The following is an 18,997-nucleotide window of genomic DNA, read 5'->3' as shown; positions in this document are numbered from 1 at the left end:
CCTGGTTGATCTGCGGCCGCCTTCGGGCGGCCGCCGTCGTTTCAGTCACCCGGCAGGCGTGCGCGTCGCAGGCGCAAGGCGTTGCCTACCACCGAAGCCGAGCTGAGGCTCATCGCCAGCGCGGCGAGCATCGGCGACAGCATCGGGCCACCGAACAGACCCAAGACACCCGCCGCCACCGGCACGCCTAGCGCGTTGTACGCGAAGGCGAAGGCGAGGTTCTGCCGCATATTGCGCACGGCCGCCTCGGAGAGCGCCTTGGCCCGTGCGATCCCCCGCAGGTCGCCCTTCACCAGCGTGACCTGCGCGCTCGACATCGCCACGTCGGTGCCGGTGCCCATCGCGATGCCGACATCCGCGGCGGCGAGGGCAGGGGCGTCGTTGATGCCGTCGCCGGCCATCGCCACCTGCCGGCCTTCCTGTTTGAGACGCGCCACCAGGGCGGCCTTGTCGGCCGGACGGACATCGCCATGGATCTCGTCGATGCCCAGGCGGGCCGCAACGGCGCGTGCCGTGCGTTCGCCGTCGCCGGTGGCCATGACGATACGGAGGCCGCCTTCGCGCAGCACGCGCAAAGCCTCTGGTGTGCTGGCCTTGATGGGATCGGCGACGGCGATGCTGCCGGCTGCCGCGCCGTCCAGGGAGAGGAACATCACGCTGCCGCCCTCTTCGCGGACGCGGTCGGCATCGGCCTGCAGCGACTCGACCGGAGCGCCTTCCTCCTGCATCAGCGCGCGGTTGCCGAAGGCGAGGCGATGCCCGTCGACGATCCCGCGGACGCCAATGCCGCTACTGGATTCGAAGTCCTGGGCGGTAGACAGCGCCAAACCGCGTTGTCGCGCTTCCTGCACGACCGCTTGAGCGAGCGGATGCTCGCTGCCCGCGTCCAGGCTGGCGGCCAGGCGCAACACGGTGTCTTCCTCGAACGGCGCGAGCGCGTGCACCGCCTTGAACGCCGGACGGCCTTCCGTCAACGTGCCGGTCTTGTCGACGATCAGCGTGTCCACCTTGCGCAGCGTCTCGATCGCTTCCGCATCGCGGAACAACACGCCGGCCTGCGCCGCGCGGCCGCTGGCGACCATGACCGACATCGGTGTCGCCAGACCCAGTGCGCAAGGGCAGGCGATGATCAGGACGGAGACGGCGTTCAGTACGCCATGCGTCCACGAGGGTTCCGGACCGAAGAAGCCCCAGCCCAGCAAGGTCGCGAGCGCCGCGCCAAGTACCGCCAGCACGAACCAGAACGACACCCGGTCGGCCAGTTTCTGAAGCGGTGCGCGACTGCGCTGCGCCTGTGCGACCAACTGCACGATCTGCGCCAGCACGCTGTCGCTGCCGACCTTCTCCGCGCGGATCACCAGACTGCCCGCGCCGTTCAGGGTGGCGCCGATCACGCGGTCGCCCGGGCCGCGCTCCACCGGCATCGCTTCGCCGGTAAGCATGGATTCGTCGATGTGGCTGCGTCCCTCGGTCACCACGCCATCGACGGGGACTTTTTCGCCTGGGCGCACGCGCAGGCGATCGCCCACATGGATGTGGGTCAGCTCGATGTCCTCGTCGGTGCCGTCGTCACGCAGTCGCCGCGCAGTCTTCGGTGCCAGGCCCAACAACGCCCGGATGGCGGCCGAGGTTTGCGAGCGCGCCTTCAACTCCAGCAGCTGACCCAGCAAGGTGAGCGAGACGATCACGGCCGCGGCTTCGAAGTAGACGCCGACGTGGCCATGCTCGCGGAACGACGGCGGAAACACCTGCGGCGCGAGCACGGCGGCCACGCTGTAAACGTAAGCCGCGGCCACACCGGTGCCGATCAACGTCCACATGTTCGGACTGCGGTTCCGGATCGACTGCGCCCAGCGCTGGAAGAACGGCCATGCCGCCCACAACACGACAGGCGTGCTGAAGGCGAACTCCAGCCAGGTGCGGACCGTGGGCGATACGGCGGTGATATACATGCCGCCCATCGCCAGCACCAGCGTCGCGGCGCTGAAGGGCAACGTCCACCAGAAACGCCGTCGGAAATCGGTCAGTTCCGGATTCTCTTCGTCGTCCAGCGACGGCAGCATCGGTTCGAGCGCCATACCGCATAACGGACAGGTGCCGGGAGCGTCGCGAACGATCTCCGGATGCATCGGGCAGGTGTACTGCGTGCCCGGTGGTGCGACTACGGGAGGTGCCGGCTCCACGGGGTTGAGATAGCGCATCGGATCGGCGAGGAACTTCGCACGGCAACCGGCGGAACAGAAGTGGTACGCGTTGCCCGCGTGCTCCGCATGATGCGGCGTGGTTGCCGGATCGACCTGCATGCTGCAGACCGGATCGACGGTGCCCGACGTATCCTTCGCATGATCGTGGTGGCCTGCACAGCAGGCAGGCTTCGTTGCGGGCGCGTGATGTGCGTCGGGGTGGTGAGGCGAAGGGTTCATGCCTCGCCCCCGAGCGCCGACAGGATCGGGCACTGGTCCAGCGCGCCGTGCCCCGGGCAGGCGTTCACCAGCGACTGCAGGCCATCGCGTACGCGCGTCAACTCCGCGATGCGCTGTTCGACATCGATGAGTTTGCTTGCCGCCGCCGCGCGGATCGCAGCCATGTCGCCACTGTCGGCACGGCTGAGCGCGAGCAGGTCGCGGATCTCTTCCAGCGTGAAGCCCAGCGTCTTCGCGCGGCGGATGAATGTCAGCCGCAGCACGTCGTCGGCTTCGTAGTGACGGTAGCCGCTGGCAGTACGGGTCGGGGGCGGCAGCAAATGCTGCTTCTCGTAGTAGCGCACGGTGTCGATGGGGACGCCCGTGCGTCGGGACAATTGGCCGATATTCATGCGGGAACTCCTTGAAGTGCCTGCAGTCTGCACCCTGGAGTACGCTCCAGAGTCAAGCGTGGGGCCGGCATCCGTGCCGGCCGCAGGATCAGGGCGTGTGTTCGGCGTACGGCTTCGTGCTTCCGTCCTTGCCCAGCGCGAGCACGGTGTACGGAGGCGCGTCGACACCGTCCACCTCCATGCCGGGCGAGCCGAGCGGCATGCCCGGCAGGACCAGGCCACGGATAGCGGGCTTGTCGCGCAGCAGGCGACGGATGTCGGGTGCCGGCACGTGGCCTTCGATGACATAGCCTTCGATCTCGGCCGTATGACAGGACGCATGCGCAGGGAGGATGCCGAGGCGCTCCTTCACCGGGCTCATGGCGTCTTCGACGCGATCATCGACTGTGAAACCTTCCTTGCGCAGGTGCTCGACCCACAGGTGGCAGCAGCCGCAGTACGCATCGCGGTGGACGATGATCTTCGGCGCGGTCGCTTCTGCGGCCTTTCGGGGCGGCGCGGCATGCGCGCTTTCGGTCGTCACCGCCTGCGAACAGGCGGTGACGAGGAAGGCGAGCAGGCACGTGGCGATGGCACGGGGCAGGGAAGTGCGTTGTTTCATGGTGTGCTCCATCAGAACCAGATCCGGACACCCGCCACGACGCGGGTGTCGCGCGTGGACTCGCCGGCTGAACGCTTGAGATCGGCGGTGTCGCCGAGCGCGCGCTCGTGCACCACGCCGATGTAGGGCGCGAAGCGGCGGGTGAGTTCGTAACGCAGGCGCAGGCCCGCCTCGACGCCGGTGAAGCCGCTGGCGATGCCGTATGCCCCGTCGTCCCGGGCCGCGAGATCCACTTCGACCAGGGGCTGCAGGATCAGCCGGTTGGTGATGCGCAGCGTGTACTCGGCCTCGACGTTCGCGGCGACCTGGCCGCCTTCGCCGATATACGCCGTCGCGGATACCTCGAAGCGGTAGGGCGCCATGCCCTGCACACCCAGCGCCGCCCAGGTACGTGCATCGCCGGGCTTGAAATCGTGCTTCACACCGGCCACGACGTCCCACCAGGCCGACACGCCGCGTCCATACAGCATTTCCAGGTCGGCGCTTTCGGTATGGCCACCGACCCGTTCGCCTTCGCTGCGCAACCACAGGCGATCGGTGTCGGTGCCGAACCAGGCGCTGCCTTCCCAGGCCTGGCCGGTGCCTTCGTCGGCATCCCAGGCCTCCAGCCGGTTGAAGGTCACCTTGCTGTTGAAGGCCGGCGCATGCTCCATCGCGTGGTGGTCGATGTCGGGGAACGCAGCCTTCAGGTCTTCGGCGGTAATCGCCGGCACCGGCCCGTGCGATACCGACATCGCATCGTGGTCGTGCGCGCCGTGTTGCGCATGCTCATCCTGCTCCTCCGCCGGCTCGCTGGCCGGAGGCGCATGCTGCGCATGGTCGTGGTGCTGCGCGAACGCCGGCACGCCGGTGCCCGCCAACAGGGCAACGACGCACGCGAGACGGAGTGGGGCGGGGAAGGAAGTCTTCATGCTTCGATCCTCACTTCCCGCATCATGCCGGCTTCCATGTGATAGAGCAGGTGGCAGTGGAATGCCCACCGACCGAGCGCGTCGGCGCGGACGCGGTAGCTGCGCCGCGTACCCGGCGGCATGTCGATGGTGTGCTTGCGCAGGTGGAAGCCACCGTCGGCGTCCTCCAGGTCGCTCCAGACGCCGTGCAGGTGGATCGGGTGCTGCATCATCGTGTCGTTGACCAGCACGATGCGCATCCGTTCGCCGTACTTCAACCGCAGCGGGTCGGCGCTGGCGAACGGAATGCCGTCGAACGACCAGGCGAACTTCTCCATGTGCCCGGTGAGATGCAGTTCGACGGTGCGCCCGGGTTCGCGGCCATCCGGATCGTCGAACAGGCTGCGCATGGCGCCGTAGGTCAACACCTGGCGCCCGTTGTCGCGCAGGCCGATGCCCGGGTCGTCGAGCTTGGGCTCGCTCGCGGACGACTGCATGTCGACCAGCGGATTGCCGGTCTCGCTGGCGGGATGGTTCGGCGCGTTCGATGTCATGCCGTGCGCGCCATGGTCCATCGTGCCCATGTTCGCGCCGCAGCCGCCTTCGCCCATCATGGCGCCGCAGCCGCCTTCCATGCCTTTCCCCGCACCGTGGCCGCCCATCTCGTGGCCCATGTCGGCCATCGTCAGCAGGGGACGTGGATCGCGGGACGGGATAGGTGCTTCCAGTCCGTCGCGGACGGCGAGCGTGCCGCGCGCGTAGCCGGTGCGCCCCATGTCCTGCGCGAAAATCGTGAAAGCATCCTGGCCTGTGGGTTCGACGAGCACGTCGAAGGTCTCCGCCACTGCGATACGGAACTCGTCCACGCTCACCGGATGGATGTACTGGCCGTCGGCGGCGACCACGGTCATCTTCAGGCCCGGGATGCGGACATCGAAGTAGGTCATCGCGCTGCCGTTGATGAAGCGCAGCAGCACCTTCTCGCCCGGCTTGAACAGGCCCGTCCAGTTGCCCGCAGGCGCCGCGCCGTTCACCAGATAAGTGTAGGTGTGCGCGTTGATGTCGGAGATGTCGGTGGGCGTCATCCGCATCCGCCCCCACATGCCGCGGTCTTCGATCGTTTCCTTCAGACCGTCGCGCTTCGCATCGCGCACGAAATCCACCAGCGTGCGCTGGTAGTAGTTGTCGTGCTCCGGCATTTTCTTCATGCGCCGGTACAGCGCGGCCGGCTCCAGGTCCGTCCAGTCCGACAGCAGCACGACGTGCTCGCGGTCATAGGCATACGGCGGCGGATCGCGCGGCTCGATGACGAGCGCGCCGTAGAGGCCCGCCTGCTCCTGGAACAGCGAGTGGCTGTGGTACCAGTAGGTGCCGGATTGCTTCACCTGGAAGCGGTACTGGAAGGTCTCGCCCGGCGCGATGCCGTTGAAGCTCAAGCCCGGCACACCGTCCATGTTCGAGGGCAGCAAAATGCCGTGCCAGTGGATGGAGGTCATGTCGCGCAGGCGATTGCTGACGCGCACGGTGACGGTGTCGCCTTCGCGCCAGCGCAGTGTCGGCGCGGGCAGGCTGTTGTTGACGGTGATCGCGGGGCGCGTGCGGCCGGTGATGTCGACCGGCATCGCACCGATGCGCAGGGCGAAATCGGTGCCGGTGACGAGCGTGGCGCCGCCGCGGCGCGCGGGCGTGCCGGCGGAGGCGGGCAGGCGCGCCAGGCCAAGGCCCAGCGCGACGCCGCCCGTCGTCAGGCCGCTGACGAACTGTCGGCGCGTAGGCCGGAACGCGCCAAGGCGTCCCGGTATGGGGTCATCGTGGTTCATTCAATCTCATCCTGTGGTGCCACCGCAGGGCGCCAGGCCAAGCAGCGGCAACGGTCGTGATCGCGGACCGGTGCGCACTCGGCGACCGGTATTCGGACAGCGCCGCGGAAGCGGCGTCAGGCGGCCAGGATGGGAGGTCGGTGCCGGTGCGACAGGGGTGCGGAGGCGTGTCCATCCGCGTGGTAGTCCGGTGCCGCAGCATGCCGCGGTGCGCCCTGTCCCAGCCAGAGTGGCCAGACCAGGGCGGGCGCGTGCTGGGTGCAGAAGCCATCACAGGCGCCCGCCTTGCAGCAATCGGGCATGCCGTCCTGCGGGTGTTGGTCGCCGGTGTCCTGCGCCGTGTTCTGCGCGGCGTCGACGTCCTCATGGCACGGCGGCATCGATGCGTCGTGCTGGGCCACGGCCATCTTCGGCGCGTCGTCCATGGGCATGCCGGCGGCCATGTGCGCGGACGCGCTGCCGTTCACCAGCAGAAGCAGGCAGAGCAGGGCACGCAGCAGGGGCGCGAATCGGGCCATGTCGCCATGATACGCCATCGTTGACGGACATACCTTGGCGTAGGGTCAAGGCTTGTCCACACCCGCACAACCACGCCATGACAGGGACACGATATCCTTGTCGCGTTTCTTCGGCATTGGACAGCATGGCATTCGGATGGCGGGCACGGTAATGACGGGCAGGGTGCCGGCAGGCGTATCCGAGGGCGGTGTTCCGGACGGGGTCCGTGCCCGGATCATCGTCGCCGATGTGGGGGGAACCTACGCGCGCCTGGGCTGGACCGACGGTGCAGACGCGGACCAGGTGCAAGATTACCGTCGCTACGCCTGCGCCGAACATCCGGATCTTGCCGCCATCCTGCGCGACTACGCCTCGAGCCATCCGTGCCAGGGCGCCGTCGTCGCCATCGCCGGTGTGCTGGAAGGCGATCGGCTGATCAATTCCAACCTGCCGTGGGCGGTGTCGGTGGAACAGACGCGCCAGGGTGCTGGCCTGTCCTGGGTGCGCCTCATCAACGACTTCGAGGCCGTGGCCAACGCGATGCCGGTGCTGGCGCGCGACACGCTGTCGCCGCTGACCGACGTCACCGAAAGCAGTGCGAAATCGCCGGCACTCGTGATCGGTCCCGGCACCGGGCTTGGTGCGGCGTTGTGGATGGAAGGCCATCCGCCGCGCGTACTGGCCACGGAAGTCGGCCAGGCCGCGCTCGCCGCCGGCAACGATCTGGAAATGGACGTGGTCCGTCGTCTGTTGCGCGAGCGCCGCCATCTCAATAACGAACACGTGCTGTCCGGCACCGGCCTGATGAACCTGTATCGCTGCCTGTGCGAGCTGCGCGGCGGCATCGCGGTCCATGCCGACGCCGGCGCGCTCGTCGCGGCAGCGGAATCCGGCGACGACTTGGCCCTGGAGACGCTGCAGGTGTTCTGCGGCTGGCTGGGCAGCCTCGTCGGCGACCTCGCGATCATCTTCGGTGCCAAAGTCGTTTACCTCGCCGGCGGTGTCACTGCCCACATCCCTAAGTTCCTCCACGACGGCCACTTCCTCCAGCGCTACCTCAACAAGGGCGTGATGTCCGAACGCCTGGAGCAGGTCCCGGTGTGGCGGGTGGAGCACGGACAGCTGGGATTGCTGGGGGCTGCGGCGTGGTTTTCAGCTAACCCAATACCTGCTGCTACCGATAATCCTCGCTAGACAAACAGCTGCGATCTGTCATGCAGTGTCGCCTTGAACGGGGCCAGCAGCTGATATCCAGGCAGATGCCGCTGGCGGACGTCGCCTCGACTTAGGATTCAGTGACCAGTCGCATCTCACCAAGGCATTCTCAGCCGCACTCGGCACCACGCCTGCGCGCTTGCAGCAGAATCACACTGGTTGAGCGCTTGCGTTCTGAGTATGTGCGCTCTTCAAGATTGTTACATCGGCCGCAACCGGATTAGGAAGATTTATGGGGGTAGGGGAGGGAATGGCATCTTCCCACCCGGCGCGGGTATCCCTTTTACGTCGCGATGTATCGCGACAACGGCAGGACCGCTGCGTGGCGACTCCGGTCTGATCGTCGTGCTGGGTGCGTCGGCGTGAGTGCCAAGTGCAAGATGCGTAAACGCTAAGCATGTGCCGGACCGAGCCCCGTTATTCCGGCGTTGTTGGCATCACTCACGATGGCGTTGCGCACCCCCTCTGCCAGCTCCCGGACCGAAAACGGCTTCTTCAGGATTGCCATGCCGCTCCTTCGAGCATCTTCAGGAATGATCGACTCAGGTGCATAACCGGTCATATAAAGCACCTTGAGTTCGGGGTGGAGGGCTCTAGCTTCTGTAGCTAATGACGTGCCGGACATGCTCGGCATCATGACGTCGGTTAAGAGCAAATTGACCTGCTTCAGCTGCCCTAGCTTGTGCAACGCCTGATCCGGTCCTTCCGCAGCGTGCACGATGTATCCGAACTGGGTTAGCGCATCTACAACGATCTCACGGACCTGCGCCTCATCCTCAACGACAAGTACGGTTGCGCTATCCGTGATTTGCGGCTCGGCGACACCTGTGTCTACCGGGGTAGGCAATCCGACCTGGCCCACAAAGCGCGGCAACAGAAGCTCGATGCAGGTGCCGACGCCAGGCGTAGAAGCGACACGCACGTGACCGCCGGACTGATGGACGAAGCCATGGACTTGGCTCAGTCCCAGTCCTGTTCCTTTTCCGACGCCCTTGGTGGTATAGAACGGCTCGAATACGCGTTCAGCGACGTCAGGCGTCATTCCTATGCCAGTGTCCCGGACGACGATACTCACGTACTGGCCGACCGGGAGCAGCATCTCGGAGGCCTGCTCTGATCCGAGTTCAATGTTGCTGGTTTTTACCTCGAGCAGGCCTCCCTCTGGCATAGCATCCCGGGCATTGATGGCCAGATTCATGAGCGCGTTCTCGAGCTGAGAAGGATCTGCGAAACAATGCCATACCCTCTTATCGAGCTCAGTCTTCACCGCTATGTGATCGCCGAGAGTGCGCTGCAGAAGGTGCGAAAGACCATCGACCAACTGGTTGGCGTTGACAGCTTGGGGTGCCAGGGGCTGTTGCCGAGCGAACGCCATGAGGCGGGAAGTCAGAGAAGCGGCCCGCTGGGCGCCTTCTTGGGCAACACCGATGTACTTCGTGATGCGCGCGTCGTCCTGAGCTTCTGCCCGCACCTTCGCAAGATCGAGTGCTCCAATGACGACGGCCAGCATGTTGTTGAAGTCGTGCGCGATGCCTCCGGTAAGTTGACCTACGGCTTCCATCTTCTGCATTTGGCGTACCTGTCCCTCCGCCGAAATGCGGTCCGCCACCTCTGCTTGAAGCTCGGCCGTTCGTAACGCAACCTTCTCTTCAAGCGTTTTGTTAAGTTCGGAAAGAGCGTTTTTGGCCTCAAGTTGACCTTCGTACGCGAGGGTAATCCCATGCACGAGCCCAACCATGGCTGCGGCCGTCGCGCCATACATTCCTAACGCAATCCACCCCGAAGGGGCGGCGATCTCCAAGCTGTATCTGGGATCGACAAGAAAGTACTGCGCCAGCAGACCGCACAGGATTGTCGCCAACAGCCCCGGTCCGAGGCCGCCCAATAACGCCGAGACCAGTACAGCGGGGAAAAACGTTAGGAAAGGGTATCCGTCCAAGGAGCCATCAAGAAGAACACGCACCCAGAGCGCTAGTAAGCTGACAAGGATTGCAAAGGCGTAGCGCAACGCACCCCTATCGCGGAAATTCAGTATGGACGGGAGCATTTTCATCTCAGCATCTGCCGATTTCCTGGCCGAGAGTCTAAATAGAGCCCGTTAAGCTGCCGTGTCTTGGGTGGTCTGTGTGGGCATGCACCTTTCGACCTTGTCAGGACCCCCGGGTGACGCTAAAACCTTGACCGGGCCGAGTGTGGGGGAGCCTTGTCCATGAAGATGATCGCGGAACTTGGGGAAGTTTTGACTGTCCGGACCGTTCAGATGCGGAGCGACGACGGCGTGGAGTTTTGGCAGGGCCGCTTCATTCTCGAGATGTCGGACGGTGCCCGCTGGCATGGAGCCACGACGCTGTTGCACAGGTCTAGGGAAGAGGCCGAGCGCGCCGCGCTGGCGCTTATGCGGAGCAAAGGGTGGGGGCCTGGTGCCTCGGCTCCCCTGACCACGCAGTGCGGAGCCAAGACGGCCTGACCTGGAGCGGACCGCTTACATGCCGAAGCCCATGTTCCAGACCCAGACGGGCTGTGCTGTATCCGTGGGCGAGCGAGGCTGGGGCTCGTAAGCGGCGTTGTCGATCCTCAGCGATCACTGCAAGGCTGGAACTGGAAAGCAGATGCTCGCGGGGACGGGCGTCAGTTACGGTGAGCAACGGTGAAGCCGTGAGCTGTGGGTCGTCGATGATTGCCGACCGGAATCGAAGCCTTTGTGCTCGGTGGCCTCGGCCTAAGCGTTGTGAGCGCTGCCGACTCGGCCGGTTCCCTTGGAACGGGTTGGTCCAGCCTGGGCCAGGGACTACGTGAATGCGCTTGCACATGAGGATGGATCATCAATTCTGCGAGCCTCGCCGTACTTGTGGATCAATGGCGTAGCTGTCGATAGCGTCGGATTCCTCACAAGATTACTAAAGCCCGACAGTCTGTAAATTTGTGAGGATCCCAAGGCGGTCGGTAAAGTTGCGAGGATTCCTCGGCGTGTCACAGCGCGACGTTTTCCTGATGCAGTCCAGAACAGCGGGGCAAAGCGTCCTACGCGAAGCTGAGCGATTAGGGATCGTTATCGAGGGTGGTACCGTTCTTCGGCACAAAGTGGCCGCTCGCTGATCGAGTCAGCATCGAAGCGTCTTGCAGAAGCCCCACACGCGCGGCGTGTGGCGGTAGCAAGTGATCGGGGCAGGGCTGGCTCCCTGTGATTCAGCGAAGAGGGAACAGTCGTACTTCCAGTCGCATCGCGCAGCTCCAGTCGGCAGGGCCTTTTCTGAACATGGTCTCGCAGGCGGGCCTGTCGAGCTGGCGCGACCACCTCGGCGTGGACACTCGAATGATGTGCCAAGCGCATGGGAGCCAGCCCGCCTCACTTAGGAAGACATTGACAATCGTCAAGGCCAGGCGTGGCCATCCCCGGTTCAATGCACACACGTGCAGGCGACCGGGTCGCTTCGCGATGTTGATCACTCCACGCCAAAGCGAGGCGCGCCATGGCCAGCAAGATCATCGGGATCGACCTTGGGACGACGAACTCCTGCGTCGCGGTCATGGAAGGAAAGCAGGCGCGCGTTCTCGAGAATGCCGAAGGTTCGCGGACAACACCATCGATGGTCGCTTTCGGTAAAGATGGCGAAGTACTCGTAGGACTTCCCGCCAAACGGCAAGCGATCACCAATCCCGAGAACACCGTTTACGCGATCAAACGCCTGATCGGTCGCCGGTTCGACGATCCGATCGTGGAAAAGGATCGAGGGCTGGTGCCATACAAGATCGTGGCCGGAGAGAACGGCGACGCGTGGGTGGAGCTGCGCGGCACGACCTATTCGCCTTCGCAGATCTCCGCCTACATCCTCCAGAAGATGAAGGAGACCGCGGAACGTTATCTGGGTGAGTCGGTAACGGAAGCCGTCATCACCGTGCCCGCCTACTTCAACGATGCGCAGCGGCAGGCGACGAAGGATGCGGGCAGGATCGCCGGTCTCGATGTCAAGCGGATCATCAACGAGCCCACCGCGGCTGCGCTGGCATATGGTCTGGACCGGAAAGGCAGCGGCAAGATCGGGGTCTACGATCTGGGCGGGGGCACGTTCGATGTCTCCATCCTGGAGATCGGCGACGGTGTGTTCGAGGTTAAAGCCACCAATGGCGATACCTTCCTTGGCGGCGAGGACTTCGACAAGCGGGTACTGGATTACCTTGCCGAAGAGTTCAAGAAGCAGCAGGGAATCGATCTCCGGACCGACCGCCTGGCGCTGCAACGCCTTCGCGAAGCGTCAGAATCCGCGAAGATCGAGCTATCCTCCACGCTCGAGACCACCGTAAACCTTCCCTTCATCACGGCCGACCAGAACGGGCCCAAGCATCTGGACATCAGGCTAACGCGGGCGAAACTCGAATCCCTCGTCGACGACCTCATCCAACGCACGATCGGGCCTTGCGAGATGGCGTTGAAGGACTCGGGGCTTCAGTCGGCGGACATCGCGGAAGTGATCCTCGTCGGTGGAATGACGCGCATGCCGAAGGTGCAGGGCGCGGTGAAGAACTTCTTCGGCAAGGAGCCGAACCAGGGCGTCAATCCGGATGAAGTGGTGGCGGCGGGCGCCGCCATCCAGGGCGGCGTACTGCAGGGCGATCTCAAGGATGTCCTGCTACTCGACGTGACGCCGCTGTCACTGGGCATTGAGACCTTGGGAGGCTTGTTCACCCGCGTGATCCCGCGAAACACGACGATTCCCGCAAGGAAGTCGCAGGTGTTCTCGACTGCTGAGGACAACCAGCAGGCGGTCACTGTGCGCGTGTTCCAAGGCGAACGGGAAATGGCGGCCGACAACAAGCCGCTGGCGCAGTTCGATCTTGTCGGCATTCAACCCGCACCGCGTGGTGAACCCCAGATCGAAGTGACGTTCGACATTGATGCGAACGGCATCGTCCACGTTTCGGCGAAGGACAACGCCACGGGCAAGGAACAGAAGGTACGGATCGAATCGTCCGGTGGCCTGAGCGAGGCGGACATCGCGCGCATGGTCAAGGACGCCGAGGCGAACGCCGAAGAAGACCGCAGGCGCCGCGAACTTGCCGAGACCAGGAACCAGGCCGAGCTGCAGCTGCACTCGATGGACAAGGCCCTCATCGAACATGGCAACCATCTCAGTGCAGACGAGCGCCGCGCCGTGGAGACCGCGGTCGCCGATCTGAGATCCGCCATCAGCGGCCAGGATCCCCAGAGAATCCGCAACAGTGCGCAGGCGCTGGGGCAGGCGTCGGCGAAGATCAGTGAAGCGGCAAGTCAAGGAGCGCAAGCTTCTTCGGGCGGATCCGCCCCACGGCCCAGTACGGACGATGTGGTCGACGCCGAATTCGAGGAGGTCGACGAGCACAAGCCGTAATGCCCGGCATCCAGGACCGACGGTATCTGACGGCGCCTACAGCAAATCCGACCGACACCCCACGCCATGAACCGAGACAAGCCTTCGCTGATGGAAAGCAACGAAGCGGCGCCGCCGGAGTCGCTCGCCGGGCAGTCTCCCAAAGAGGGGAACCGGACCGCGCGACCGGAGGCACGATCCGCGGAAGCGGAGCTTGCCGCGATGCACGAAAAGCTCCTGCGCGCGATGGCCGATAGCGAGAACCTGCGCCGACAGTCGCAGCGCGACCGGGACGATGCGCGGCACTTCGCGATCACGGATTTCGCGGTCGATCTGCTCGCAACGGCCGATACCCTCGAGCTTGCGCTCGAGCACATGTCCGATGCCCAGCGAAGCGACCCCGCATGGGCGCCGTTGGTGGAGGGTGTCGAGGCCACGCGTCGCATGCTGCAAGCGGCGTTCCTGAAGCATGGCCTGGCGCGCTCCCATCCGCTCGGGGAGCCGTTCGATCCCAACCTGCATGAAGCGGGCTTCCAGACGCACGACACGGGCACGCCCGCCGGCAGCGTGACGCAGGTCGTGCGACCCGGCTACACACTCCATGGTCGCGTGGTGCGACCGGCCCTTGTCGGTGTGGCCAGTGCCGCCCCAGAGGAGGCGGGCGACCCTTGAACCAGGCTCGCGCGCACGGAGCTTCAGGACGTCGGCAGCGTGGGTGATCCCGAGGTCTCGGATGCCAGTGCGGCATAGGCGTCACGTGGGGCGTCGCTCATCCAGGCAGTCCACGCCGAGGGTCGTAGGCCTTTCCGGCACTCCAGTTCTCCACGAATGCCTGCAGATCAGGATCCGGCGTCTCCGGCAGCGTGACCTTCAGCGTGAGGTACTCGTCGCCACGGCGTCCGGTGCGGTCGGGCACACCCTTGCCCTTCAAGCGGCGGGTCTGGCCGGTATTGCTGCCGGGCCGCAGCGTCACCATGACCGGCCCCGTTGGAGTTGGAACCTGGATTCTCGCGCCCATTACGGCTTCCGTGAGCGAGATCGGCAGGTCCATTCGGATATCGTCGCCGTCGCGGATGAAGTAGGGGTGGGGCCGCACGACGATCCGCACGAGCGTATCGCCCGGCTGGGCGCCTTCCGGGCCCGGAGCGCCCTTGCCGCGCAGGCGCAGCATCTGTCCATCGCGCGTGCCGGGTGGTATCGCCACATCGAGTACGGCGCCGTCCGGGAGGGCGACGCGGCGCGTGGTGCCGTTGACGGCGTCAACGAAATCAACTTCGACCTGGTACGACCTGTCTGCTCCCCGTGCACGGAATGGGGCCGCGCTGCGGCGGGAGAAGATGTCGGAGAAGAAATCGTAAGTATCCTCGTAGTCGGCCTCCCCACGCGCGGCCTGGTCACCGGACCCGAACGGATCACCACGGTTGTCATTCCGAGGCCTGCGATATGCCGGCTTCTCGACACCGTCGGCATCAATTTCCCCGCGATCGTACCGGCGCCGCGACGCTTCGTTACGCAGCAAGTCGTATGCAGAGGCAATGTCCTGAAACCGGCGCTTCGCCTCCCCATCGTCGGGATTCACGTCGGGGTGCCATCGCTTGGCGAGCTTACGATACGCCTTGCGGATGTCGTCCGATGACGCGTCGCGTTTCAATCCGAGTCTTTCGTAAGGATCGGAACCGGCCATCTCAAGGTGCCCCGGATGGTGAATGGCGCTTTGTGTCAAAGGTAGGGCAGGCCCGGGGGGGGGGGAATTGACTGTCGTCAATGCGACGTGCCGCCGGGGCGGGAAGGGTGGGTCAGGCATCAGGCCTGCGTACCGCACAACGCGGACATGCCTGAAAAGGGAGTCAGTCCATGAGCATCCTGCCGCGCGTCTCACCGACCACCAGGGAGCGCGTGTCGCGGGAATTCGACGACCTGGGTCCGACCATCTGCGTCTCGACGATCGAGACGGATGTGCAGGCGAACAACCCCGAGTGGTTGGATATCGCCAGGCAATGGATCGACGATCTGGATGATCCGGACCATGCGAGGGTGGCCCTTTGCATGTTCTATCGGCTTCTGACGGCCGAACTTCCGGTCGTGCACGAAGCGCCCGGATTGAGCCCGTTGCCGCGCGTAACGGACGCTGCGCGCAACGCGGTCCTGGAACGCATCGACACGGCAGACGGCGACAGTTTCTCGGCGAACGCCATCGAGGAGATGGAGCGGTCGAATCCGGAACTGCTCCGGATGGCTGACGACTTCGCCTCCGGCAGGGTGGACTACGCCCTGATCATGCGTGGATTCGCGCTGCTTTACGCCACGCTCAAGGTGCAAGCCGACATCGATCGCCTCACCGCGCATTGACCTGCGCGACCGATTCGGTAAAGCCAAGGACGTCGCAACGAACCTGCCCGGAATCTGATAACCGTCAATGCGGACGACGACCGTCTCGACCTAACGTGTCCTCGATGCGATCGCATGGCGGATGCCGCTCGACGCAGCCCTCATCGTTCACAACGGGAGAATCACATGAAATCAGATAGCGATATCAAGCACAATGTCGAGGCGGAGCTCAAGTGGGATCCGGATATCGATTCCACGGATATTGGCGTTTCCGTCAAGGACGGAGTAGTCACACTGACGGGTTTCGTACGTAGCTACAGCCAGAAGCTCTCCGCGGAAAGCGATACAAAGAAAGTAGCCGGTGTCCTCGCCGTCGCGAACGACATCGAAGTCCGCCTGCCGGCCCTGCACGAGCGGCCCGATCCGGATATCGCCCGGGATGCTGCGACCGCGCTGAAGAACGAGCTGCCGTTCTCGCACGAGAGATTCAAGGTGGTCGTCAAGAACGGCTGGGTCACGCTCGAGGGCACCGCCGAATGGAACTACCAGCGCACGCGTGCGGAAGAAGCGGTGCGACACGTGCGGGGCGTCAAGGGCGTCAGCAACCTCATCTCGCTCAAGCCGCAGGTCGCGCCTTCCGACATCAAGAAGAAGATCGAAGATGCCTTTCGCCGCAATGCGGAGCTCGAAGCGAACAGCATCACGGTTGAGGCCAATGGGAGCGAAGTGATCCTCAAGGGAACCGTGCGTTCATGGGCCGAGCGGCGGGAAGCCGAACGCGCCGCATGGCGAGCGCCGGGGGTGACGAAGGTCGACAACCGGCTCGCGATCAGCCCGTGACCCGAGAGCAGCCGTCACAAGGATGCGTCGAATGGATTCAGCCGGCACCGCCCCGCGAGGAGGGTGGCAGTGCCGGCGCCCGCGTGGGGCAAAGTCACGATGCGTCCTGACTTTCGGTTCTGAAGGCTGTCTCGAACCATGCGAGTACCCGCGTCCTGGCGCTGCGCGAACCCCCTGCCGAGACCGGGAAACAGTGCGTACCGCCGCGGCGTGCCGTTGCACGCCCAGACAATGTCCCCATGGTGAAGCGAGATGAGCGATCTGCAGCTGAGCCCGAGCCTGATCCTGATTCTGTCCTCCGTCGTGGCGGTGGGCTTCTTCACGTTCTGGCGCATGCCTGCCGCGATGGGCTACCTGCTCGCCGGACTGGCCATCGGGCCGCATGGATTGGGCCTGCTGGCCGCAAGCGAGGGCACACGCTTCCTGGCTGAACTGGGACTCGTGTTCCTGATGTTCATGGTGGGCCTGGAGTTCTCGCTGCCAAAGCTATGGGCGGCAAAAAAAGACGTGGTGCTGGCCGGCGCCCTGCAGGTGGGAATCACGCTGGGCGTGGTGGCCGGCATCCTGGTGCTGTTCGATGTCGAGCTTCGCGTCGCGTTGTTGATTGGCGGCGTGGTGGCGATGTCGTCGACCGCGATCAGCCTCAAGCAACTCGCCGAGCAGGGCGAGATCAGCAGCCAGCATGGGAGGCTCGCCTTGGGCATCCTGCTGTTCCAGGACCTCGCGACGATCCCAATGCTGACCCTCGTCGACGCCTGGTCCGACCCGGGTGAGCCGGATCCGCTTGCCGTGGTCTGGCGCATCGGCGCCGCCATGGTGGTGCTGGTGACAGTGGCGCTGCTGACGCGGCCGTTGGTGCAGCTGACGCTGGCGTGGGTCGTCAAGGTGCGCTCGGCCGATCTTTTCCTGATGACGGTACTGCTGGTCGCGCTGGGGACAGGCTACGTCGTGCAGCTGGCCGGACTGGCGACGCCGATCGGCGCCTTCGTCGCAGGTCTCGTGATCGGCGAAAGCGATTTTCGCCATAGGGTGGAGGATGACATCCGGCCTTTCCGCGACGTACTTGTGGGCCTGTTCTTTGTCACCGTGGGGATGGGTATCGATCCTGCCATCCTCATGTCCCGCCCCGACGTGGTACTGGGGTGGATGGCCGTCTTCGTGGTCGGCAAGCTGATACTGACTTTCCTTACCGGGCTGTTGCTTCGCAGGCCTGCGGCGCAGGCATTGCGTGTTGCGATGGTGCTCGCGCACGGGGGTGAGTTCGGACTGCTGCTGCTGGCCTTGTCCATGGGTGCGGGACTGATGCCCATGCAGATCGGCCAGCCGATCATGCTGGCGCTTGCCTTGAGCATGGGGCTCGCCCCATTGATGATCCAGCGAAGCGGGATCGCAGAAAAGCTGGCCGGGCCGGGCAGGTCACGCACGCGCGCCACTGAAGCAGCGCTACGCGAAGCCAGCCGAGGGAATCAGGAATGGGTGCTCCTGTGCGGTTGTGGACGTGTGGGCCGGCTGGTGGCGAACGCACTCGAAGCAGCGAGCCAGCCCTATCTGGCGATCGAACGCGATCTCACCCGATTCAACGAAGCACAGCGGCTGGGGCATCGTGTGGTGTTTGGCGACGCGACGCATCGCCGCATCCTGGATGCGGCCGACCTTCGGGGCATAAAGCTGCTGGTCGTGACCTTCGACAGCCCCTCGGCGGTGGAGCGTGTTATCCACGTGGCACGCGACTGCAATCCAGAGACGCCGTGTGTGGTCAGTGCCTCCGATGATCGCGATATCGGCCGGCTGGCGGCGACCGGGGCGACGGTCGTGTTTCCCGAGAACCTGGCGGCCGGTCTCGGACTCGCTGACCAGGCCATGCTCCTGTGCGGCATGTCCCAACGCGAGGCCGCCAAGGTCATCACCGCGCTGCGCACGGAACTGAATCCGGAACTACACGAGCGCGTCGGCGTCTGATACGCCGCACGCCGGACCGTCGTTGACGGTTGTCAAGGCAAGACGACCGCCGCATCGCTAGCCTTGCGTCCAGCCCACCGAGAACTCCCTCACATCGGCGCCACCCGTAGTAGACGGTGCCGGCCGCTCAGGCCGCGCTGCCTGAATCCGTTGCATCCCGGCCATGGCAAAAGGCCGGCCCTTACAACCTCAACCCGAGTCCACGACATGTCGACCATTCTCCAGGCCGGTACGCAGGCACCAGGCTTCAGGCTCCATGTGACCCCGGATCAACTGCTTGCTCTGGACGAAATGCAAGGCAAGCGCGTCGTGCTCGCGTTCTATCCGGCAGACTGGAGCCCGGTATGCGGTGACCAGATGGCGCTGTACAACCAAGTGCTTCCCGAGTTCCGCAGTCGAGGGGCCGAGATCTTCGGACTATCGGTGGACGGCGCCTGGTGTCACCAGGCGTTCGCGCAGGCCAGGAACCTGCATTTTCCGCTGCTGGCGGATTTTGAGCCAAAGGGCGAGGTGGCGCGCTCCTATGGAGCGTACAGGCCCGCGGATGGTGTTTGCGACCGCGCGTTGTTCGTGATCGATGAGCGACAGACGATCACTTGGAGCTACTGCTCGCCCATCGCGGTAAATCCGGGGGCCGACGGCATTCTAGATGCACTCGATGCAATGACGAAGAAGGGAGGATGACG

16 protein-coding genes are annotated in these 18,997 nt (G+C 64.7%); 8 read left to right on the top strand and 8 right to left on the bottom strand.

The features are described 5' to 3' along the window. Positions 1–41 precede the first annotated feature (41 nt). The 6 genes from AC23D6_RS10145 to AC23D6_RS10120 form a co-directional block, all read right to left on the bottom strand. A complete protein-coding gene (locus tag AC23D6_RS10145) occupies positions 42–2,303 on the bottom strand; it encodes a heavy metal translocating P-type ATPase (protein ID WP_487752609.1) in 2,262 nt (753 codons plus the stop codon). Positions 2,304–2,419: 116 nt separating this feature from the next. Continuing rightward, a complete protein-coding gene (locus AC23D6_RS10140) occupies positions 2,420–2,815 on the bottom strand; it encodes a heavy metal-responsive transcriptional regulator (RefSeq protein ID WP_487749159.1) in 396 nt (131 codons plus the stop codon). An 88-nt stretch (positions 2,816–2,903) separates the two neighbouring features. Beyond that, entirely contained in the window at positions 2,904–3,416 is a 513-nt protein-coding gene (locus tag AC23D6_RS10135; RefSeq protein WP_487749158.1) for a DUF411 domain-containing protein, read from the bottom strand. 11 nt (positions 3,417–3,427) lie between these two features. Beyond that, a complete protein-coding gene (locus tag AC23D6_RS10130) occupies positions 3,428–4,327 on the bottom strand; it encodes a copper resistance protein B (protein ID WP_487749157.1) in 900 nt (299 codons plus the stop codon). Continuing rightward, positions 4,324–6,126, bottom strand: coding sequence for a copper resistance system multicopper oxidase (locus AC23D6_RS10125; RefSeq protein WP_487749156.1), 1,803 nt, complete (start codon positions 6,124–6,126; stop codon positions 4,324–4,326). Before AC23D6_RS10125 ends, AC23D6_RS10130 begins: the two co-directional genes overlap by 4 nt. Before the next feature lie 116 nt (positions 6,127–6,242). Further along, positions 6,243–6,644 (bottom strand): CopL family metal-binding regulatory protein, encoded by a 402-nt coding sequence (locus tag AC23D6_RS10120; RefSeq protein WP_487749155.1) that lies wholly within the window; start codon positions 6,642–6,644, stop codon positions 6,243–6,245. Positions 6,645–6,795: 151 nt separating this feature from the next. Here AC23D6_RS10120 and AC23D6_RS10115 point away from each other — a divergent pair, with 151 nt between their 5' ends. Continuing rightward, positions 6,796–7,818 carry a glucokinase gene (locus tag AC23D6_RS10115; RefSeq protein ID WP_487752608.1) on the top strand — a complete coding sequence of 341 codons (1,023 nt, stop codon included), beginning with the start codon at positions 6,796–6,798 and terminating at the stop codon, positions 7,816–7,818. Positions 7,819–8,230: 412 nt separating this feature from the next. Here the strand turns inward: AC23D6_RS10115 and AC23D6_RS10110 are convergent, their stop codons facing one another. Then, positions 8,231–9,892, bottom strand: coding sequence for an ATP-binding protein (locus AC23D6_RS10110; protein ID WP_487749154.1), 1,662 nt, complete (start codon positions 9,890–9,892; stop codon positions 8,231–8,233). 156 nt (positions 9,893–10,048) lie between these two features. Here AC23D6_RS10110 and AC23D6_RS10105 point away from each other — a divergent pair, with 156 nt between their 5' ends. The 3 genes from AC23D6_RS10105 (at position 10,049) to AC23D6_RS10095 (ending at position 13,856) form a co-directional block, all read left to right on the top strand. Then, the gene (locus AC23D6_RS10105; protein ID WP_487749153.1) at positions 10,049–10,306 is read left to right on the top strand and encodes a hypothetical protein; all 258 of its coding nucleotides are present in this window, start codon (positions 10,049–10,051) and stop codon (positions 10,304–10,306) included. A gap of 1,003 nt (positions 10,307–11,309) precedes the next feature. After that, a complete protein-coding gene (gene dnaK, locus AC23D6_RS10100) occupies positions 11,310–13,205 on the top strand; it encodes a molecular chaperone DnaK (protein ID WP_487749152.1) in 1,896 nt (631 codons plus the stop codon). 66 nt (positions 13,206–13,271) lie between these two features. Further along, on the top strand, positions 13,272–13,856 hold the full coding sequence (locus AC23D6_RS10095; protein WP_487749151.1) for a nucleotide exchange factor GrpE: 585 nt from the start codon (positions 13,272–13,274) through the stop codon (positions 13,854–13,856). 97 nt (positions 13,857–13,953) lie between these two features. Here AC23D6_RS10095 and AC23D6_RS10090 read toward each other — a convergent pair whose 3' ends face one another. Next, a complete protein-coding gene (locus AC23D6_RS10090; RefSeq protein WP_487749150.1) occupies positions 13,954–14,868 on the bottom strand; it encodes a DnaJ C-terminal domain-containing protein in 915 nt (304 codons plus the stop codon). 170 nt (positions 14,869–15,038) lie between these two features. Between AC23D6_RS10090 and AC23D6_RS10085 the strand changes: the two genes are divergently transcribed. The 4 genes from AC23D6_RS10085 to AC23D6_RS10070 all read left to right on the top strand — a co-directional run bounded on the left by AC23D6_RS10085 (position 15,039) and on the right by AC23D6_RS10070 (position 18,995). After that, entirely contained in the window at positions 15,039–15,533 is a 495-nt protein-coding gene (locus AC23D6_RS10085; protein ID WP_487749149.1) for a hypothetical protein, read from the top strand. A 165-nt stretch (positions 15,534–15,698) separates the two neighbouring features. Beyond that, positions 15,699–16,352: a BON domain-containing protein gene (locus AC23D6_RS10080; RefSeq protein ID WP_487749148.1), complete on the top strand. Its 654-nt coding sequence runs from the start codon at positions 15,699–15,701 to the stop codon at positions 16,350–16,352. A 252-nt stretch (positions 16,353–16,604) separates the two neighbouring features. Beyond that, positions 16,605–18,311 carry a cation:proton antiporter gene (locus AC23D6_RS10075; protein WP_487749147.1) on the top strand — a complete coding sequence of 569 codons (1,707 nt, stop codon included), beginning with the start codon at positions 16,605–16,607 and terminating at the stop codon, positions 18,309–18,311. Between the two features lie 207 nt (positions 18,312–18,518). Beyond that, a complete protein-coding gene (locus AC23D6_RS10070; protein WP_487749146.1) occupies positions 18,519–18,995 on the top strand; it encodes a redoxin domain-containing protein in 477 nt (158 codons plus the stop codon). The last annotated feature ends 2 nt before the right edge of the window (positions 18,996–18,997 follow it).

Source organism: Pseudoxanthomonas sp. G3 (genome assembly GCF_057654715.1).
The sequence above is the reverse complement of the archived record's forward strand: the minus strand, read 5'-3'. Positions and strand labels throughout refer to the sequence as shown.

What these genes read in the sequence shown, in the direction of transcription:
- AC23D6_RS10145 (WP_487752609.1), bottom strand. Translation starts at nt 2,303, where the DNA reads ATGCAGGTCGATCCGGCAACCACGCCGCATCATGCGGAGCACGCGGGC.
- AC23D6_RS10140 (WP_487749159.1), bottom strand. Translation starts at nt 2,815, where the DNA reads ATGAATATCGGCCAATTGTCCCGACGCACGGGCGTCCCCATCGACACC.
- AC23D6_RS10135 (WP_487749158.1), bottom strand. Translation starts at nt 3,416, where the DNA reads ATGAAACAACGCACTTCCCTGCCCCGTGCCATCGCCACGTGCCTGCTC.
- AC23D6_RS10130 (WP_487749157.1), bottom strand. Translation starts at nt 4,327, where the DNA reads ATGAAGACTTCCTTCCCCGCCCCACTCCGTCTCGCGTGCGTCGTTGCC.
- AC23D6_RS10125 (WP_487749156.1), bottom strand. Translation starts at nt 6,126, where the DNA reads ATGAACCACGATGACCCCATACCGGGACGCCTTGGCGCGTTCCGGCCT.
- AC23D6_RS10120 (WP_487749155.1), bottom strand. Translation starts at nt 6,644, where the DNA reads ATGGCCCGATTCGCGCCCCTGCTGCGTGCCCTGCTCTGCCTGCTTCTG.
- AC23D6_RS10115 (WP_487752608.1), top strand. Translation starts at nt 6,796, where the DNA reads ATGACGGGCAGGGTGCCGGCAGGCGTATCCGAGGGCGGTGTTCCGGAC.
- AC23D6_RS10110 (WP_487749154.1), bottom strand. Translation starts at nt 9,892, where the DNA reads ATGAAAATGCTCCCGTCCATACTGAATTTCCGCGATAGGGGTGCGTTG.
- AC23D6_RS10105 (WP_487749153.1), top strand. Translation starts at nt 10,049, where the DNA reads ATGAAGATGATCGCGGAACTTGGGGAAGTTTTGACTGTCCGGACCGTT.
- dnaK (WP_487749152.1), top strand. Translation starts at nt 11,310, where the DNA reads ATGGCCAGCAAGATCATCGGGATCGACCTTGGGACGACGAACTCCTGC.
- AC23D6_RS10095 (WP_487749151.1), top strand. Translation starts at nt 13,272, where the DNA reads ATGAACCGAGACAAGCCTTCGCTGATGGAAAGCAACGAAGCGGCGCCG.
- AC23D6_RS10090 (WP_487749150.1), bottom strand. Translation starts at nt 14,868, where the DNA reads ATGGCCGGTTCCGATCCTTACGAAAGACTCGGATTGAAACGCGACGCG.
- AC23D6_RS10085 (WP_487749149.1), top strand. Translation starts at nt 15,039, where the DNA reads ATGAGCATCCTGCCGCGCGTCTCACCGACCACCAGGGAGCGCGTGTCG.
- AC23D6_RS10080 (WP_487749148.1), top strand. Translation starts at nt 15,699, where the DNA reads ATGAAATCAGATAGCGATATCAAGCACAATGTCGAGGCGGAGCTCAAG.
- AC23D6_RS10075 (WP_487749147.1), top strand. Translation starts at nt 16,605, where the DNA reads ATGAGCGATCTGCAGCTGAGCCCGAGCCTGATCCTGATTCTGTCCTCC.
- AC23D6_RS10070 (WP_487749146.1), top strand. Translation starts at nt 18,519, where the DNA reads ATGTCGACCATTCTCCAGGCCGGTACGCAGGCACCAGGCTTCAGGCTC.